Below are 16,143 nucleotides of genomic sequence, written 5' to 3'. Positions count from 1 at the left end.
AAGTTTCAGAAATTCATTCGGCTATTTCTTCAAGACAGCATTAATGAAGTCTGACTTGATATCATCCCATCGATTTATCGACTTTGGAGTCAGACCGAACTTGGACTCTATAAAATCCTTGAAATCGTTCAAAAGAGGGTAAGTATTGTCTTGACCGGCTCTAAATGCCATTTCAGTAGGTGTGATTACGGCATCGAGCATCTTGAATTCACAGTCATGAGTAAGAAAAGAAAAGTGTTCGTTCTTCATAATCCATGCTGCGCCCATTTCACAAAGCGAAACATGACTTTGATAATAGCGTGGAGAATGGATGAATAGCATAATCAAGTCATGGTTTTCATATTGTTCACGGATGGCTTTAATAAAACTTTTACCAAATTTTACTCCACATCCAGGAAGTGAACTACAAAAAACGTCAATTTCTTCATTCACTCCCAAATTAGTCAGCAATTGCACAAGGGCTTTTGCATAATCTCTGTCATCTGTATTATGGGATATAAAAATTTTCGGTTGTCGGTTATTATTATCCATCGGTTCATTAATAGGTGTTTCGAATGTAGTGTCTTCCATTTCAATCAGTTCTTCTGCTTCATCATTTGCTGGACTGATTTTAGCATTAATTACTTCAGACAGAGAATTAAGAAATGATGATATCTCATCGGGTGATATTTTGCAGAACAAAGTCTTTCCCCAATCACATCGAGACTTACTATCTCCATTTTCGTGAAGTTGGTTCATGTATTGTGAATATGTAGGCGGTAGGCCATTGACAAATCGTTTAATAGCATTATAATAATCCTTGCCGTCAACATAAAAAGGGTTTTCGCCTTTGTCATTGCCTATTACATCCCAAATCAGATAAAATGCGATATCAGGCTTTTGATTGTTAAGGGGTAATACGGCGATTAAATCAATTTTTAATGTAGTTTGCTTTTCATTGATGAAACTATATCCGGTCTGCGTGAATCTCAGAAACATCCCTTCACATGAAAGAATATTGTTGATTACCAATATATTGGCAAAGAGATTTGATTCCTTATTGCTCCACGTGGCATATTTTGACAACGACTCCACAAAAGCATTCGCTTTCATGAATATATTTCCAGGTATTACACCAAGTTTTTTTACCTGCTGCCTTACAAATTCAATGCCCTTATCAATGTCTTTGTTTGTCATAATTACTCAGGTCTATTTTCGATTCTCGATAATTGAGACGATGGTCTCGGATATGGCAGCTGGGATTTGGTTGTACGACTGTTGCCCTTGAATCAAGTGGAGGAAGGAGAGGATTTCGTAGCGGATTCCTTCTCCTTCGAGCTGGTAGAAGTAACGTCGGTTGTCGGCTGGATTTTCGTATCGTACTTCAAAGTAGTCGGTTTTCCACCACGGTGCTGGAACGTAGATGTAGCCTTTGGTGCCGGAGATTACCATCTCACCCTCTGATTTCACGCCTTGTCCAACTTTTATCGAGGCGACACCTCCGTTAAAAACGAATGATAACTTTGTGAAGAGGTCAAAGTCGGAATGTTCTGGCAATGTCTTTGAATAGCGTAGGATATTCTTGCAGTCGGTACCGAATATCTGGAACACAGGAAGCATCGCTGTCGGTCCCCACCAGCAGATACTGTTCCATTGGTATGGTGACAACTCCTTTGACATGTCAATAAGGCTTGTGCAGGTGGTGTCTACCGAAAGCACATCACCTATGATTCCTCCTTTTATCAGAAGCATCATACGGTTGTATGCAAGGGAATAGGCGGTCTTTATGCCGTCCATCAAGACAAGGGACTTTTCTTCCGCTATTCTTTCCAGTTCCTCATATTCCTCAACATTTAAGGCTATCGGGGATTCGCATATCACATGCACACCAGCTGAAAGAGCCTTTCTGACTTGTGAATAGTGTTCCGACGGTATCGAGGCGACATACACTGCATCGCTCTTGGCAAGCAAGTCATCAAGGGTGGGAGTCTCCAAAACCATTGCCTTTAATTCGGTGTCAAGAAATTCATCAGTGGCAGCATAGATGCCGGAGATAGCCACACCGTTCACGAAACGACATTCATTCTTGAATTTGTTCACGATGTTTGTCTCTCCGACGATTCCGATGCGTATTTCGCGGTTATGGCTTCTTATCTGAGTGGAGGAGACACCCTGTGTCCTTTCAAGATAAACGACTTTGCAGTAATCGTTGAGGTAATCGAATTTCCCTACCCAGTCTGAACCGACAGTAAAGATGTCGACTTCATACCGACGTATGTCATCAATCTTCTGACCCTCATACTCTTCTATAATTATCTTGTCGGCAAGCCCGGTGCGACGCACTGCCTCCACACGCTCCATCAGCGACTGCCCGACATTAATCTTGCCACGTGCCATGTCAAAGCCGTCAGCGGTAACACCTACTATGAGGTAATTACCGAGTGCTTTGGCTCGCTCCAGTAGCCGGATATGTCCCTCATGAAGGAAATCGTATGTACCGTATGTTATGACCTTTGTCATTATATGATTCCTTTAGCCTGAAGGTCTTTGAACGCAGTAATAAGTGTGTCGTTATCTTCTGTAGTCTGCGCTCCAAAATGCCCAACACGGAATATGGTTTCTTTCATATCTCCGCCATTTGGACAAATCCATATTCCATAGTTGTCTTTGAGTTCAAGGAATATGTCGTATGCAGAAGCGGTTGTCGGATGTAGAGGAGTCAACGCATTTGACATTGATTCCGAGACAATTTCAAATGGCAGGTCTTTTATCTTGCTCCTGAAGTCTTCGGCCTGGGCTTTGATTTTTGCTATTTCTGATGCAGCACCGCCGTCTCTCTTTATCTGGCGTAGACGGGCATTGATTTGTCTTAGGATACCGACAGCGGGCGTGAATGGAGTCTGACCGCGTTCCGCATTTTTCAATGCGTCTTTCAGGTCAAGGTACATGGTTATGGTCTCGTTTTCATGAACTCGCTTCAATGCCTTTTCTCCGAGAACGATGATTGAAATTCCGGGAGCGCATGCAAGTACTTTCTGCGAGCCGGTGATTATGACATCTGCATTCACCGCCTGCATATCAAGCATGTCGGCAAGGAATGAACTAATCGCATCAATTACGAACAGCATGTTGTTTCTCTTGCAGAAATCCCCAAGCATCTGAGAATCGTAATGAACCCCGGTTGAAGTCTCATGTATGTTCACAAGCAAGCCGGTATATCCTTTCCCTTCATACTCTTGAAGCATTTCTGCTGTAACGGTATGTCCTTGCTGCAGTTTGATAGCCGTGTAAAGAATCTTGTGTATATCACAAATTTGGGTGAATCGGTGTCCAAAAGAGCCACCATCAATCACAAGCAGCTTGTCATCAGATGTGAAAACATTCATGACAACAGCCTCCATGGAAGCCGTGCCTGAGCCGGTGATAAAAACTGCCTTTGCCTCTTGCGAAGCATTGAGAAATTCTTTCATCAACGCCTCATTCTCCAGCATTATATTAGAAAACTCCTGAGTTCTGAAATAAGGAACTTGCTCACCACCTATGGCGAGCACCTCCTCGTTTGACATTACAGGTCCGACTGTGAAATTTAACATATTTCTTTTGTTTTAATGATTAGTCTTGAGCCATTTGTTACAGTCTTTGAAGAAGCTCCACACAATCATTATCAACAGTAGTCCTACTGGGAAAGCGGCTATTATGGTCACGCCCTGCAATCCATATAAGGAATTTTCGGCGAATAGAAGACCGATAGGCAGAAGTATCAGCATTATGCTCCAGAATCCTCGGATGCCTTTTGCCGGTTCTTCGTCAGGGTCTATTTGCTTGTAGCTGTATGATGAGGTCACGTAGGTGATGCCGTCGAGTGTCGTACTGTAGAATGCAATCATTGTGATGACGAGCAGAATCAAAGCCAATGCCGGGAGCGGTAGGGTGTTGAATATCATGAATATGGCATCATACATCGACCCCCCCTATTTATAAACTCCAGTATATCAATGTTTTGATTCATCTGTTGGGAAAGTCCATAGTTACCGAGGATTATGAACGACATATATGTCCCGGCAAGCCCCCATCCGAATGAACCGAAAACGGTGTTGCGGATGGTGCGTCCTTTGGAGATGATTGCAATGAAGAACGGTGTGGCACATGCCCATACAAGCCAGTATGCCCAATAATACACTGTCCATGTCTGCGCGAATCCATTCTCTCGGAGCGGATCCATATACGTCGACAGTCCTACGAAGTTCTGAACCATATTGCCCAACGACTGGAATCCGGTCTCGATGATGTATCGTGTCTCGCCTCCGAGGAACAGGAAATAGAACAATATCGCGAAGAATAGATAGGAACATATAGCCGCGAGATTGCTGATACCTTTAAGACCAAATAGAACTGTGACTGTATATATGGTGCATATCAGCAGCAATACTATGATTGTGACTGCCGTGTTGGCGGTGAAGCCGAATACGTAACCCATAGCCTGGGTTAGGAGAGGTGTGGCAAGTGAGAATGTCGTACCTGTGGCACAGACAATCGCAAAGATAGCTGCGATATCAATAATCCTGCCTAACAACCCATCTACCTTATTGCCGAACAAAGGACGGCAAGCCTCTGAGAATCGCTGACGGCGGCGACGGCGCACATGTATCATGAACGCAAAGCATACAGCAAGAATAACGTAGAAACCCCATGCAAGTGGTCCCCAATGGAAAAGGGTGAATGTCGGTGCCCACATCTGGGTTCCACCGAGATTCTGTACATGTTGCTCACCACCATATAGTGCCCACTCAATGAGGGAATAGAACATTATGTCGGCGGCCATTGTGGAGGTGAATATCATCGTACCCCACTTGAAGTTGCTGTATGCTGGGCGGTTTGTGTCACCGAGTCTGATATTGCCATATTTCGGTTTCATGGCAACATACAGGGCGCACAGGACACTCCCAATCGCCAGTATCGGATAATATATTCCTATGGTGTCGCCGAAGAATCCGCGAAGCGTATCAACCACGTTCTTCGACCCTTCGGGTTCTATCATAAATACCGCCATCATCGCAACGACGATTGCAAACGGTATCAGCATCGTTGTCCAGTCAATTTTTCTTTCTGCTGTCGCCATCTTGGTTTCTGTAGTTCGAATGTAATGTATTTAAGTTTGATATTGCTCTGTTGAAACGATCCTGACCGTATGTGCCGAAGTCATCTCCCTTGGCTTCCTTTATGACAGTCCATTGTGCCCACAGGTAGTCCCATAGGATTTGATAGCACAGTATCTTCTCACGAGCATTGTCAGGTATGTTCCCTTCGAAATATTTATCGAGGATATAATCCTCATTCTCTTTTTCGAAGCCGGCCTCTATGAAAAGTGCTGCGAAATCGGCCATCGAATCATTCATTCCCGAATATTCCCAATCGATGAGATAGATTGTGCCGTCAGATGCCTTTATGAAGTTCTCATACAGTGCGTCATTGTGGCATGGCTTCAGGTCTACCCCAATTTTATTCAGATGGTTTTCCAATGCCATGACCTGAGGTCTGACATCTTCCCAACCTGCGTACATGGTTGCCCCGGCACATTCCATCAAACGGTCATATTTCTCTATCTCATGGAAGATGTTGAACTCGTTGCGGAGTCGGATATGGGAGTTGTGGATGCACTGATATATCTTAGCAATCTTGCGCATGTTGTCATGTCGCTGGATTGTCGCCGCATTCAGTGTCTCAGCGTTTTCGACAAAGTCGGCAAGTTTGATGCCGTTACTTGGATTGAAATACCGTATCGGCGGATTCACTCCCAATTCACATGCTGCCGTAGCATTGAATTCCTCATTGGTACGTTCTACCATGCCATCTGAACCATTGCCGGGAACTCGCAGGACGTAACTTTTCCCTTCAAATGTTATTTTGAAGTTCTTGTTGCTCATGCCGCCGATTTGCTCAATCTGCGCCACGTTGACATCCTTGCCGGGAAATATTGTCTGTAGATGATGCCTAAGGTTTTCCTCGTCAAAAGGATTCTCTTTGCGGCATAACGCGCGGTAGAGTCCATTGCTGAGTCTTTTGAAGTCTTCTTTACAATCAACATCTCCCCAGATGACATTTTTGAATTTGATGTATGGACGGTCGAGAGCTTCCGTGACATCCATCAGGAGATACTCGTAGTTGAGGTAAGGGTTTGTCGAATTTTCCCATGCGTGGATAAGCCAGGTGAAAGTATCGTAGGATATACGTGTGACTCCCATCATTTCTCCCTCAAAGTTACGTACACGGTGACGGTCTTTGGTAATCTTGGTCACAAAACCATTTTTGGTTTCGACGAAGCACTCGTCTCCGGAACCACTCTCTTCTGTCATTGCGATGCAGTTTCCTCCATTCAGTTCAGACAAACGTTTGACCACTGTAGATTCAAAGAATGTGTCACTCTCAACAAGAAGGAAATCATCCTTCACCAAATCTTTGCACAATGTAAGCGAACCCATTGATGCGGTAAACTCATAATCCCTGTTGACAATAATCCTCACATCATCAGATGCGTATTTATCAAAGAGATTATGTCTGAAACCAGCAACAATGATTATGTCATCGTAGCCATTTTCCCTGAGTATGCTCAAAGACCTGTCCATAAGACAAATTCCATCGGCAAATGGCATCAATGGATATGGTGTGTCACAGTCTTTCTCTTTGCGTGCTGCAAGTATTACGGCTGTCTTCATAGCTTGCGAATCGTTTGGTCAGAACTGTCAAATAGATATTTCTCACCATCTTTGATAAATGAGAAAGCAATATCTTCTCCGGTATAGTGAATTTTCTCAAATTGACTGAGAGATGCCTCTATGCAATTCAGTCGGAATGCTATATTCTTCAACACGTTTGACCGTGTATCACGAATATATGATTTGTCGAATGTACGTAGTTCATCAATTGAGTCGAACTCATGTATCGCGTCATCGGAATACCTATGAATCTTCATCGGAGGAAGCTGGTTCAGGAATTTTATATAGACATCTTCCCAATAACCTTGTCTGGTTTCTTTCTTCTCGTATTCCTTGGCAAGTATTTCTTTGAATTTCCGGCTGAAATCATTTGAAAAGTAGACATGACCAATCATGTACCACGAGTCTTTCCCTCCGACAGTCACATCGGTTATATTGTCTGCTTCATCAACCTTAAGGCAGTATTCCTTTGTTTCTCCCGCGGCATATAATGCGCTGTAATAACTGCACCGTGGCTCTTCACAGAAAACATTATTTGTGAAATAATTATCAGAGGAACAGATATATGTGTCTTTCATTCTGTCCAGAACACAGATGACAGACGATGTATTGTTATATCGTTGGTAATCCTCATTTAGGACAAGTTCGACACCAAACTTATTTTCAAGATACTTGAACATTTCGGCTTTGTAGCCCGTGACAATAGTAATATCGTTGATTCCCGCCTCCTTTAGCTGCCTTATCTGGCGCTCAATTAGGATTTCACCCTTGACCTCAAGCAATCCCTTAGGAATCTCAGCAGACAAAGGAACAAATCTTGAGGATGTTCCTGCCGCCATTATTATTGCATTTCGCTTATTATCTGACATTCTCAGAATGCAAAGTTCGCAGTGAAATTTACGAACGATTTGTTAAACACGGGATTGTAGATGTATGCCACATTGAGAGGAAGAGACCACCCATTCTTGAACGGCACAGTATATGTATATTTCAGTTCAAGATTGCAAACTGAGAAATCATGCTCATAATTGTTGTAGCAGGACTTGTTTAGTGTGGCACCGACATTCAGTGCAATTCTGTTCTGGTCAAGGAAGTCGTAGTATGTACCTAATTCAATATATGTGGAATAGGCTTGTTTCTCCTTGCCATTATCGTCCACATATTTATCAGCTCCAGCAAAGAAGTTGCTGATTGTAGTGATTAAAGGAATCTTTTCAGGAGCATATGTAATCATTCCTTCAAGCCAATGACCGGAATGTTTGCCACCTCCGAAATATTTGTCTTCCTTATCGTCAACTGTGGGATAGTAGTAATCATTAAAACCTATAGAGAGACCATTCCATGAATAACTGATTCCGAGGTCAACCTCAGCGTATTTACCATTGATGGCATAGCCCCCCATGGCATAAACGTAAAGACCTTTGTATGAATAGTTGATTGAGGGAAAGAGAACAGGAGCAGCATCTTCCGACATCATCTCCATGCCGCGCCATACGTATTTGGTCTGTATATCAAGTCCGAGACCAAACGGCGATTTGATAAGTTTGTCACTCCAGTTGTTGGTTTCTGAAGTCGACGTTTCTTCCTGAGCATTTGCGACATTGAGACACGCAATAGACAATAAACAAATTAATACGATTCTTTTCATTCGTAAGAGATATCTGTTTTATAATTATTTCGTTAGATGGAAGAGAGTCCGATTTAAGTCGATAGTCAGAGTTATAGAGTAAGTTACTTATACCTGAACTTTTTCAATCATTTCGTATTTGCCGGTGCTGACCATCTTTTGTAAGAGGGTAAACTGTCGTTTCTTCTTTTAAACCCAGAGCGTATGGATATACATATAAGGCTTTTAAAACTTCCATATAAGTATTATATACAGGCTGAAACAATGATAATTTCAAGTTGCTATGGTCGTATGATTTTTGGCGAAATCTATCTTAATGGCTTGGCTGTCACGCCGAATTATCTTTAATAAAGAAGATAATTATCCGATTGCCTTGACAAAACACGCTTCAACCTTAACCTCAGCCTTGATTGAGTACTTATCTGAAAGCCTGATATATATCTGTCTTATGTCAGAACCCTCTTTAATATCAAAGATTGTGCCTTCATATCCCGACATTATTCCTCCGGTAATAAGGACTTCACGACCGAGACCGACAGGAGATTCCTCTGTCAGTTCGACCTTTATGTCGGGAGTGAAAATGCCTATCATATTTTGAAAGCCTGTCATGCTGCGCGTGTCTATTACAGAATAACCACTGTCAGCTCCGGATGTGATTCGGAAGACATATCCCAATCTTTCAGGCTTGATAAGAGTGTCAACTTTCCTAATATAACGTGGATTGATATAAATGAATACGATATCGGGTATTATAGGTGTGACAGTAGTCACAATTCTCTTTTCAACACGACGCGCGACTTCTTGCTGAGGATAAAACAGCAATCGGTCATCGTAATATTCCGCAAAATTAGTTTTTAGATAATCCGCTAATATATCATAAGCGATTCCACGCCGCAGTTTTATGGCATACCATCTTTTCCCGGAAGGGGCAAACGATTCTGCAACCCGATGCTTTATAGACATTATTTCGTCTGCGGTAAGAATTGAACTTTTCAATAACCGGAAATATTCATATTCCGCCGGAATTACGTCAACTATCCGCTTCAAGTCTGCATACTTCACACCGCACATGCGTGCTTTAGCCATCCACAACGACAGAATTGTTTTATTAGTAAAACCTTCCGGGAATTTAATATTTCTTACCCTGAAATAGAAGTCTAACGTGTTGGTTACTTCCCTGACAATCTGGGGTATACGCTTACGGCTTTGATTGAGGTCAAATATATATTTACGTCTATGATGGAACTCCTCCCACCTGATAATTTCGTCGAGCTGACGAAACTCAGGTATATATTCTTCCATTGTCAAAGAAATCACCTTTTCGATATCTGGCGACGTATTAAATAGCAGATACAGAAACACCGCCAATTCTGGCTTTGATTTTGCATCTGTCATTATCGTGTCAAAGATACCTTCAATTTTTGTCAACTCAGACTGGAGTCGTCTGGCATTGACTGGAGCATCCAATGCACATAATTCCTTGATGCTATCAAATGGATTGACAGCAATGTCGTCGCCATTGCTATACTCCTTATATAAGGTCCTTAGTTTTTCCACGTATCTCTTACGGCTTGTTACGGCAACACCGCAATCAATCATGTCGCAAACCCACACTTTCAATGAGTCTTCTAAGCAAAGTTCGTCATTCTCTTTTACAGAAGAAAGGAAAGACGAAATTGACTTATAATCTAATGTCCGTTTAGACGTCTGATTGAGTCTTATAGCAACAAATTCAGAGAATGTCATTTTATAATTGGTTGACTATCTTTTTGTTGCAATACGAACCATACCGAACCATTTTCTAAGTTTATATAATTCTCATGTTCCCCCTTTCTCGGTGCCTTGCACGCTGAAAGAGGTACTGAAGTACGATATGTATTAGCTTTTGTCATGAAAGGACAATGTTGCTCAGGGTGAGCAAAGACAAGTACCTCTTGTTAAGAGATACTTATATTTTGCAGCATATTGATATATAAGCAAATGTGAGGGTAATATCACGATTTGCTAAACAAAACGGATTTAGACTTCGATTTTGTGGATATTTTTATTAGGACAAAACTTGCTGTAATCCAACTATTTTTATTAATTTTGCATTTGAATTAAGTATCTCTTAACAAGAGAGCATTACATTCGCTAACCAAATTTTGATACTCATAATATTAGCCTCGGCACCGAAATGTCGAGGCTAATATTTGGTCGAAATGGAAGATATGATGAGGTCGTTGGCTCGGTCTAATATGGAGGTGTCGAGGCTTGCGAGGTAGATTTTTTTTGGATTTCGCTATTATGCCCCATTCCCTTGCTGATTATACTGAGGGATGCACCTTTAGTCTTTTTAGCGCTCGCCCAACTGTGGCGTGCCATATAGTATGAGTACCGGATTGGAATGCCGATTAAATCTCATCAGAAGCATCCGAATGACTTGAAATATCTTAACTGCGGTGATGATGTTGAAGTATGACCTTTCTCGTGCAACTATTATACAAGCAATTGAATATTTTGCAAATTCATTTATATGCAAATATAATCTTGATTGAATACGCCGTAATGGTCATGTAACCTATTACCGTCTATATCCAAGTATGGGAGTCTTATCTATGATTTGGCATTATTATACATTACAATGAGACGCATGTGCCGGACTGTTGGTTGTCGATGTGGTCGTAGCGGGATTGTTTGCCGACTTCCCATTCGCGGTTGACAGAGTGGGTGGACGTGGAGTCGTGGGGCATGAGACGAGTGAGGACGGAGCATTGATGAGTGGAGAAGGCTTTGGATTGTTCCGGGTTGTAGTCTGATTGACGGAGAGGGAGAGTGATGCTTCCGGTCGATTTGGCGGTCAACTCCTTGATGCGGTTTGTCAGTTCGGTAGCGTCCTCATGGGTTATGCGCAGGATTGCGAGTTGACGAAGAAAACCGTTTGCAGCTTCGCCTTGCAGTCTCGCATGGCAGCGCAATTCCTCGGCTGTCATAGGGTACGTGGCTGAATACCCATCGGCTGAGACAACTCGTATTGCTCTAACGCCCTCGCGCATTTTGATTATGTTGACACTTGCTATCCTTGAACGGATGTCGCTTACCGGATATTTCAGCAGGACGGCTTCAAATATCTCGGTTGAGAATATGGTGGCTGCTATCCTGATTGCCACATCTTCCCTTTCACTTTCGGGCGAGTTGAAGTACCATGCCGATTGACGTGGCGACATCGTGCGTGTATGCTCTGAGCCGTCGAACAACCGTATTGTCATTTCGCCGTCCACGCCGGATTTCCTAACCTCCATTGCGAACAGGTCGCGGTAAATATCAAATGGACTTGCCTTGCGCTCCTGTCCCCGTGCGAAGTCAATCAATTCTGACAGCTTCATTACCTTGCTACCGTCAAGGGCCATCTTACGGTTATGGTCAACGATGCCGTAGCCACGGATTTCACCATTACGGTCTTTCTGAAAATGAATGTCTATGCCGAATTTGGTTTTGAGTGTGTCAACTAGCACCGACAGATGCCGATGTTCTTCCTGCGATAGTGTCTTGCCGTTTGACCCCTTGATTTTACGGATGTCGGGGTTGACTTTCCGGCGCACATATTTTTTCTTCTGACCTTTGTGACCCTTGACATTTTCGACATTTTGAACTTTTCCGTCAGCAATTACGTCCTTGTATTTCCTGATAATCGCCCGGAGTTGTTTAGCGCGTTCTTTCCGGGTGTCGTTTCCTTGCGAAATATGCCTCACTATCTCAGATAATGGAATTGTCGCGGCCTTGACGCCCCCACGAAATAATACATATCCATCCTCTACACGCTCAAATTTATATCCATGTGAGCGGATTATATTGGCGAACTGCCCCTCAGTGAGATAGCCGTAAGAGAATATCCGATGAATGTCACGGTTGATGTCCGATGAAAGAATACGGTTGGCGGCGGCATTGAGGCGTGCGTAGTCGTGATGGTCTGGTATAGGGAAGCCGTTTGGCTGTATGCGTGTGGAGAAGATATGCACATGGTTGTTGTCGGTATCGTGGTGGTTGTACACAAAATACGGCTGTCTGCCATATCCGGCTTCAGCCATTAGGTGACGGGCAAAGTCGGTCAGCTCGTCAGCCGACATCACTTGCCCCTTTACAGAGGCGGCGATGTGGAACTGAAAGCGCGTGGTCTTGGTGTTGCCGTATGTCCTCGACCGCTCCTTCAGGTATTTCTCAATCTCTCCGGCGCAGTCGAACCCGGCTTCATGCAACAGCTCTACCTTATGACGCATGGCTGCATCGACATTCTCCATAGCCATGAGCCGTGCCACGCCCTCGGCGACCTTGCGTTCATTATATCCGGCACCGGGGAAGCTACCCCCGGATACCATGCCAAGTTTCTTGACTATCATAGACGCTCCTTGATTTGGTTCAGATGCCCCCAAATGGCAGACAAGTCATTGCGGAAGAGCACAAACGGTTGAATATCCTAGGCGAACAATCCGTAGGGAGACACCTTCATACGCTCGTTAATCTGATGGGCGGTTTGATTGACATTAGTTCCGATTTTCTTCAACTGGCGCAGAATAGCGGTAAGCAACGCTGTTATCTCGGAATTGGCTGACGATGGCGCAGCCTCTCCGTCATATTGCAGAGTGGCGCAACGGATACAGGCACTGATGTTGCCGTTGAAATGGTTGTCAGCTTTGGCGCGGATTGCGTTGGCGGTCGCTGCGTCCACGCGAAGCCGTATTATGAAGTTCTTATTATTTGATGACATGATGTTATTATGCTCTGATGCTCTGATACTCTGATGATATTATGTTTTGAAGTCATAATGCCATAAAGACTATATGTCTTTATGATTGTATCTCTTGATTTCATGGTCACATGACATTTTCAGCTATATAAAAGACTGCGAGTTTAGAGCGGGATTGACCCAACTCTATGAGGTGGCGGGATTGCCGTTGTGGGAACAATCGGCATATCTTGCACAGCAAGATTTATACACCTAAGAAGTCTGACAAACTCGCTTTATCGCTCCACATAAAGGTTCTTGTGAAAAGTGTCAAAGTGTCGAAAATGTCAAGGGTCACATGACATTTTCGTGTAGCGTCCATGCTCCTCTTTTCTGAAAATGGCAGAGTTTTTCAGGAACCGTTTTACCGTGGACTCCGACATTCCGAGTGACCGTCCGATGTCGATGGCATCCGAGGTTCGGAAGCCGTATGGCAAAGCGTCGAGGAGTTCGGACTGCCGCTTGTCAAGATTGCCGGATAATGACACGCGGATTACACGGTTTTCCATCTCGCGGAAATACTCAACCAATTCGATAGCCGCCTCCGCACTCCCGGTATCTATCATTGCCGCCGATTCTTCATTGCAAATATTCTTCATTATCCGGATTATCAGGCAGAAGCGCATGAGATAGATTTCGAGTTTCCCGCACACGGCTTTCTCCGCTTCCGACTCGGTAGCTGTATAAATAGCATTGTTGACGCTCTTTTTCCACTGGCACAGTTTCCTATGGGCTTCAAGGGAGAAGGTCAGTTCCATTGGCTGTTCATTTCCCTTGAAGTCAAAAGTAACGACTTTGCGGATTATCCGCTCCCACTGTTCCATGATTCCATCCGGCATACGCTCAGTATCCCATGTAGGCATATCGGTAATGTCAGGATAGACTTTCAGAAAGCGGGATGAGAAGCCGTTGACAACGCGCTCACCACCGAATTGCTTTGCAAGCCGTCCCGGTTGGGTGCTTCCGATAATGGAGCAATACGGGTTCGGCAGGAAGATGTGTTCATCAGCGGATTTTCGGATATACTTGAAAGGAGTGCCACTGAACGCGCTGAGAAAATAGCTCTCATCCGAACTGTTGTAGCGGTTGAAGTTGGCAAACAGGCTTTCAAGTTCATCGCTGTAAAGGATTATGCCTTGCGGATTGTCACGCATGGCACCAATCAACGCTTCGATGGTCGCATCGACAACCACATGACACCTGCGCCTCGGCCGCTCCATATCTTCCGGCAAAGACAGCGCGGCACGCTCTTTCGGAGATTTTGACTCCCATTGCTTGTAGGCTTTGAGTTTGACGCAATACTCGCGGTCATACTCATGGTCGAGGTTGAGCAGAGGTGACAGGGCGAGCCTGAGTGGTGGTGTCTTGCCGCAACTCGGATAACCGATAAGTGCCACATACATAATAGGTCGCTCAACCCATGTAGCCGAAAACCGAACCGTCCAACGGTTGCCCATTGCAGCAGCGAAAGTGGTGAACATGCACGCGGCTATGAAATTGACATTGAAATGCTCAAACTCAACCAACGTTTCCACGATATTGCGGATAGCCGTAGGAAACACGCTAAGAGGGAAAGAGGGCACTTCCTTTTGCAGTTTGCTTTGAGGGATAACAGGCTCATCCTCATGCAACCCACACTCCGGACGCTGTGGTGTCCGTCTGTATCTTGCTGAATTATTGTAATTCATTTTGTATGGTATTGTTGATGTGTCAGCAGTCTGGAGCATCCCACTGAAAGAGGTGGGATAACTCCGACTTCGTGCTGATAGGTAGATTAGGTTATCTCTTTCTTGGCATTGGCTTTTGAGATGCAAGTTGCAGTGCGAGGTCAGCGTCAATGATAATTTTTCTGCCAACCTGTGTGATGGCTTTGTCTATACGTCCGCTTTTCTTTATGCGTATGGCCGTAGGTTTGCTGCATGAGAATATCTCGCATATTCCGGCGATACCATAGACATAGTGCTTGGTTGCGGTTGGTTCATTTGCCAAAGATTGGTTTGTGTTTGTGTCGGCAGTTTGTCGTGAGAGGAACAACAGCTCTTCTCCCGTCATCTGCCACACAGGTTTTGAGAGTAATGTCTGTAACTTCATGTGTGTAAAATGTTATTGGGGTGATAGGGCGGTAAAGGCAACGTGTTACACTAAAGACAATATAGGGCGATAAAGGCAATCTGGAGTATGGCCATACTATATGGTGTCATGGATTGACAGCGCAAAATTAAGTATGGGTTCACAAATTAAAAGAAATTCCGAACACTTTTCTTCGTTTTACCATGTGATTTTAGGATTGACCGCGATTGGAGCAAAATGCCCACGTCTGAATTTCAGTCACTTACACAAATGGACTACTCCCATAAGGACAAAGATGGCATGGTTATCTCATTCTCTCGAATGGAACATAAGGACAGATTGATAAAATATGGATAGGGTAGCCAATATACAGGACACATAACCACAGTGATTGTCCGGTTAATCTAATGAACATAAAAGAAACCGCGTTCCACATGCTTGATTCTTTGTGACGCCAACGGTTTTGTATGTGCCTCGGTTCGTTCCCGATGTTGTATGTGTTTTTGTATGGGATAAAAATTAAAATCGCTATAACTTTATGAGCTACAGCGATTTAATCTTGTGAATAAGTGGAGCTGGAGGGGTTTGAACCCTCGTCCAGTCGCCGAAACAATGAGCTTTCTACATGCTTATTCTCATCTTGGTTTTCATGTCAAGACAGGCAAGAGACGACCAATCTTAACCTTATCCTCTAAAGATCTCGGCGATTATCGAGGCTTTCCTCGCCATATTTCCGATTTACCTGCACCACCGGTTCGATACGTCTCGGAAAAAGGACAATCGGGTGATGTCTCGTCTCTGCAACTGTTGCGGAGATAAAGTTAATCTACTGTACTTCGATTAAGCAGCGAGAGCGTAGTTGTTTTCGCCATTTGAATTTTTGATGTCTCTGATTATAGAGTGTAGGCATCATCACTCTGCATGCTTACCCACCACCTCAAAACGCTGTCAAAGCCAGTCAGCCCCATGAGTTGATAGTTGTCACAAAGTTA

The 16,143-nt window shown here is 43.9% G+C and carries 13 protein-coding genes and 1 other RNA gene; all 14 read right to left on the bottom strand.

Features of this window, described 5'->3' with window-relative positions:
* Positions 1-21: 21 nt before the first annotated feature.
* Complete coding sequence (locus EZ315_RS00635; RefSeq protein ID WP_135469693.1) at positions 22-1,176, bottom strand: toll/interleukin-1 receptor domain-containing protein; 1,155 nt, start codon at positions 1,174-1,176, stop codon at positions 22-24.
* A gap of 12 nt (positions 1,177-1,188) precedes the next feature.
* Positions 1,189-2,499 carry a Gfo/Idh/MocA family oxidoreductase gene (locus EZ315_RS00630; RefSeq protein ID WP_135469690.1) on the bottom strand — a complete coding sequence of 437 codons (1,311 nt, stop codon included), beginning with the start codon at positions 2,497-2,499 and terminating at the stop codon, positions 1,189-1,191.
* Positions 2,499-3,572, bottom strand: coding sequence for a pyridoxal-phosphate-dependent aminotransferase family protein (locus EZ315_RS00625; protein ID WP_135469687.1), 1,074 nt, complete (start codon positions 3,570-3,572; stop codon positions 2,499-2,501). Before EZ315_RS00625 ends, EZ315_RS00630 begins: the two co-directional genes overlap by 1 nt.
* 12 nt (positions 3,573-3,584) lie before the next feature.
* Positions 3,585-3,923: a BCCT family transporter gene (locus EZ315_RS16830; protein ID WP_197731908.1), complete on the bottom strand. Its 339-nt coding sequence runs from the start codon at positions 3,921-3,923 to the stop codon at positions 3,585-3,587.
* Positions 3,920-5,098, bottom strand: coding sequence for a BCCT family transporter (locus tag EZ315_RS00620; RefSeq protein WP_197731907.1), 1,179 nt, complete (start codon positions 5,096-5,098; stop codon positions 3,920-3,922). The genes EZ315_RS16830 and EZ315_RS00620 overlap by 4 nt, the downstream gene beginning before the upstream one ends.
* Positions 5,073-6,692, bottom strand: coding sequence for an NTP transferase domain-containing protein (locus EZ315_RS00615; protein WP_135469684.1), 1,620 nt, complete (start codon positions 6,690-6,692; stop codon positions 5,073-5,075). The genes EZ315_RS00620 and EZ315_RS00615 overlap by 26 nt, the downstream gene beginning before the upstream one ends.
* Positions 6,689-7,561 carry an NTP transferase domain-containing protein gene (locus tag EZ315_RS00610; protein WP_135469681.1) on the bottom strand — a complete coding sequence of 291 codons (873 nt, stop codon included), beginning with the start codon at positions 7,559-7,561 and terminating at the stop codon, positions 6,689-6,691. Before EZ315_RS00610 ends, EZ315_RS00615 begins: the two co-directional genes overlap by 4 nt.
* A gap of 2 nt (positions 7,562-7,563) precedes the next feature.
* Complete coding sequence (locus tag EZ315_RS00605; protein WP_135469678.1) at positions 7,564-8,340, bottom strand: hypothetical protein; 777 nt, start codon at positions 8,338-8,340, stop codon at positions 7,564-7,566.
* 339 nt (positions 8,341-8,679) lie between these two features.
* Positions 8,680-10,065 (bottom strand): transcription termination/antitermination protein NusG, encoded by a 1,386-nt coding sequence (locus EZ315_RS00600; protein WP_135469676.1) that lies wholly within the window; start codon positions 10,063-10,065, stop codon positions 8,680-8,682.
* 872 nt (positions 10,066-10,937) lie between these two features.
* Positions 10,938-12,695 carry a relaxase/mobilization nuclease domain-containing protein gene (locus EZ315_RS00595; protein WP_135469673.1) on the bottom strand — a complete coding sequence of 586 codons (1,758 nt, stop codon included), beginning with the start codon at positions 12,693-12,695 and terminating at the stop codon, positions 10,938-10,940.
* A 77-nt stretch (positions 12,696-12,772) separates the two neighbouring features.
* Positions 12,773-13,063 carry a plasmid mobilization relaxosome protein MobC gene (gene mobC, locus EZ315_RS00590; RefSeq protein WP_135469670.1) on the bottom strand — a complete coding sequence of 97 codons (291 nt, stop codon included), beginning with the start codon at positions 13,061-13,063 and terminating at the stop codon, positions 12,773-12,775.
* 305 nt (positions 13,064-13,368) lie between these two features.
* Complete coding sequence (locus tag EZ315_RS00585) at positions 13,369-14,769, bottom strand: DUF3987 domain-containing protein (RefSeq protein WP_170957412.1); 1,401 nt, start codon at positions 14,767-14,769, stop codon at positions 13,369-13,371.
* A gap of 91 nt (positions 14,770-14,860) precedes the next feature.
* The gene (locus EZ315_RS00580; RefSeq protein WP_135469664.1) at positions 14,861-15,172 is read right to left on the bottom strand and encodes a DUF3853 family protein; all 312 of its coding nucleotides are present in this window, start codon (positions 15,170-15,172) and stop codon (positions 14,861-14,863) included.
* Positions 15,173-15,718: 546 nt separating this feature from the next.
* Positions 15,719-16,117: a transfer-messenger RNA gene (ssrA, locus tag EZ315_RS00575) on the bottom strand.
* Positions 16,118-16,143: the final 26 nt, after the last annotated feature.

Origin of the sequence: Duncaniella freteri (assembly GCF_004766125.1) — a bacterium.
GTDB lineage: Bacteria > Bacteroidota > Bacteroidia > Bacteroidales > Muribaculaceae > Duncaniella > Duncaniella freteri.
This window is presented reverse-complemented; position numbering and strand designations above follow the sequence as displayed.

Coding starts and splice junctions, on each gene's coding strand:
- EZ315_RS00635 (WP_135469693.1), bottom strand. CDS start 1,176: ATGACAAACAAAGACATTGATAAGGGCATTGAATTTGTAAGGCAGCAG.
- EZ315_RS00630 (WP_135469690.1), bottom strand. CDS start 2,499: ATGACAAAGGTCATAACATACGGTACATACGATTTCCTTCATGAGGGA.
- EZ315_RS00625 (WP_135469687.1), bottom strand. CDS start 3,572: ATGTTAAATTTCACAGTCGGACCTGTAATGTCAAACGAGGAGGTGCTC.
- EZ315_RS16830 (WP_197731908.1), bottom strand. CDS start 3,923: ATGATATTCAACACCCTACCGCTCCCGGCATTGGCTTTGATTCTGCTC.
- EZ315_RS00620 (WP_197731907.1), bottom strand. CDS start 5,098: ATGGCGACAGCAGAAAGAAAAATTGACTGGACAACGATGCTGATACCG.
- EZ315_RS00615 (WP_135469684.1), bottom strand. CDS start 6,692: ATGAAGACAGCCGTAATACTTGCAGCACGCAAAGAGAAAGACTGTGAC.
- EZ315_RS00610 (WP_135469681.1), bottom strand. CDS start 7,561: ATGTCAGATAATAAGCGAAATGCAATAATAATGGCGGCAGGAACATCC.
- EZ315_RS00605 (WP_135469678.1), bottom strand. CDS start 8,340: ATGAAAAGAATCGTATTAATTTGTTTATTGTCTATTGCGTGTCTCAAT.
- EZ315_RS00600 (WP_135469676.1), bottom strand. CDS start 10,065: ATGACATTCTCTGAATTTGTTGCTATAAGACTCAATCAGACGTCTAAA.
- EZ315_RS00595 (WP_135469673.1), bottom strand. CDS start 12,695: ATGATAGTCAAGAAACTTGGCATGGTATCCGGGGGTAGCTTCCCCGGT.
- mobC (WP_135469670.1), bottom strand. CDS start 13,063: ATGTCATCAAATAATAAGAACTTCATAATACGGCTTCGCGTGGACGCA.
- EZ315_RS00585 (WP_170957412.1), bottom strand. CDS start 14,769: ATGAATTACAATAATTCAGCAAGATACAGACGGACACCACAGCGTCCG.
- EZ315_RS00580 (WP_135469664.1), bottom strand. CDS start 15,172: ATGAAGTTACAGACATTACTCTCAAAACCTGTGTGGCAGATGACGGGA.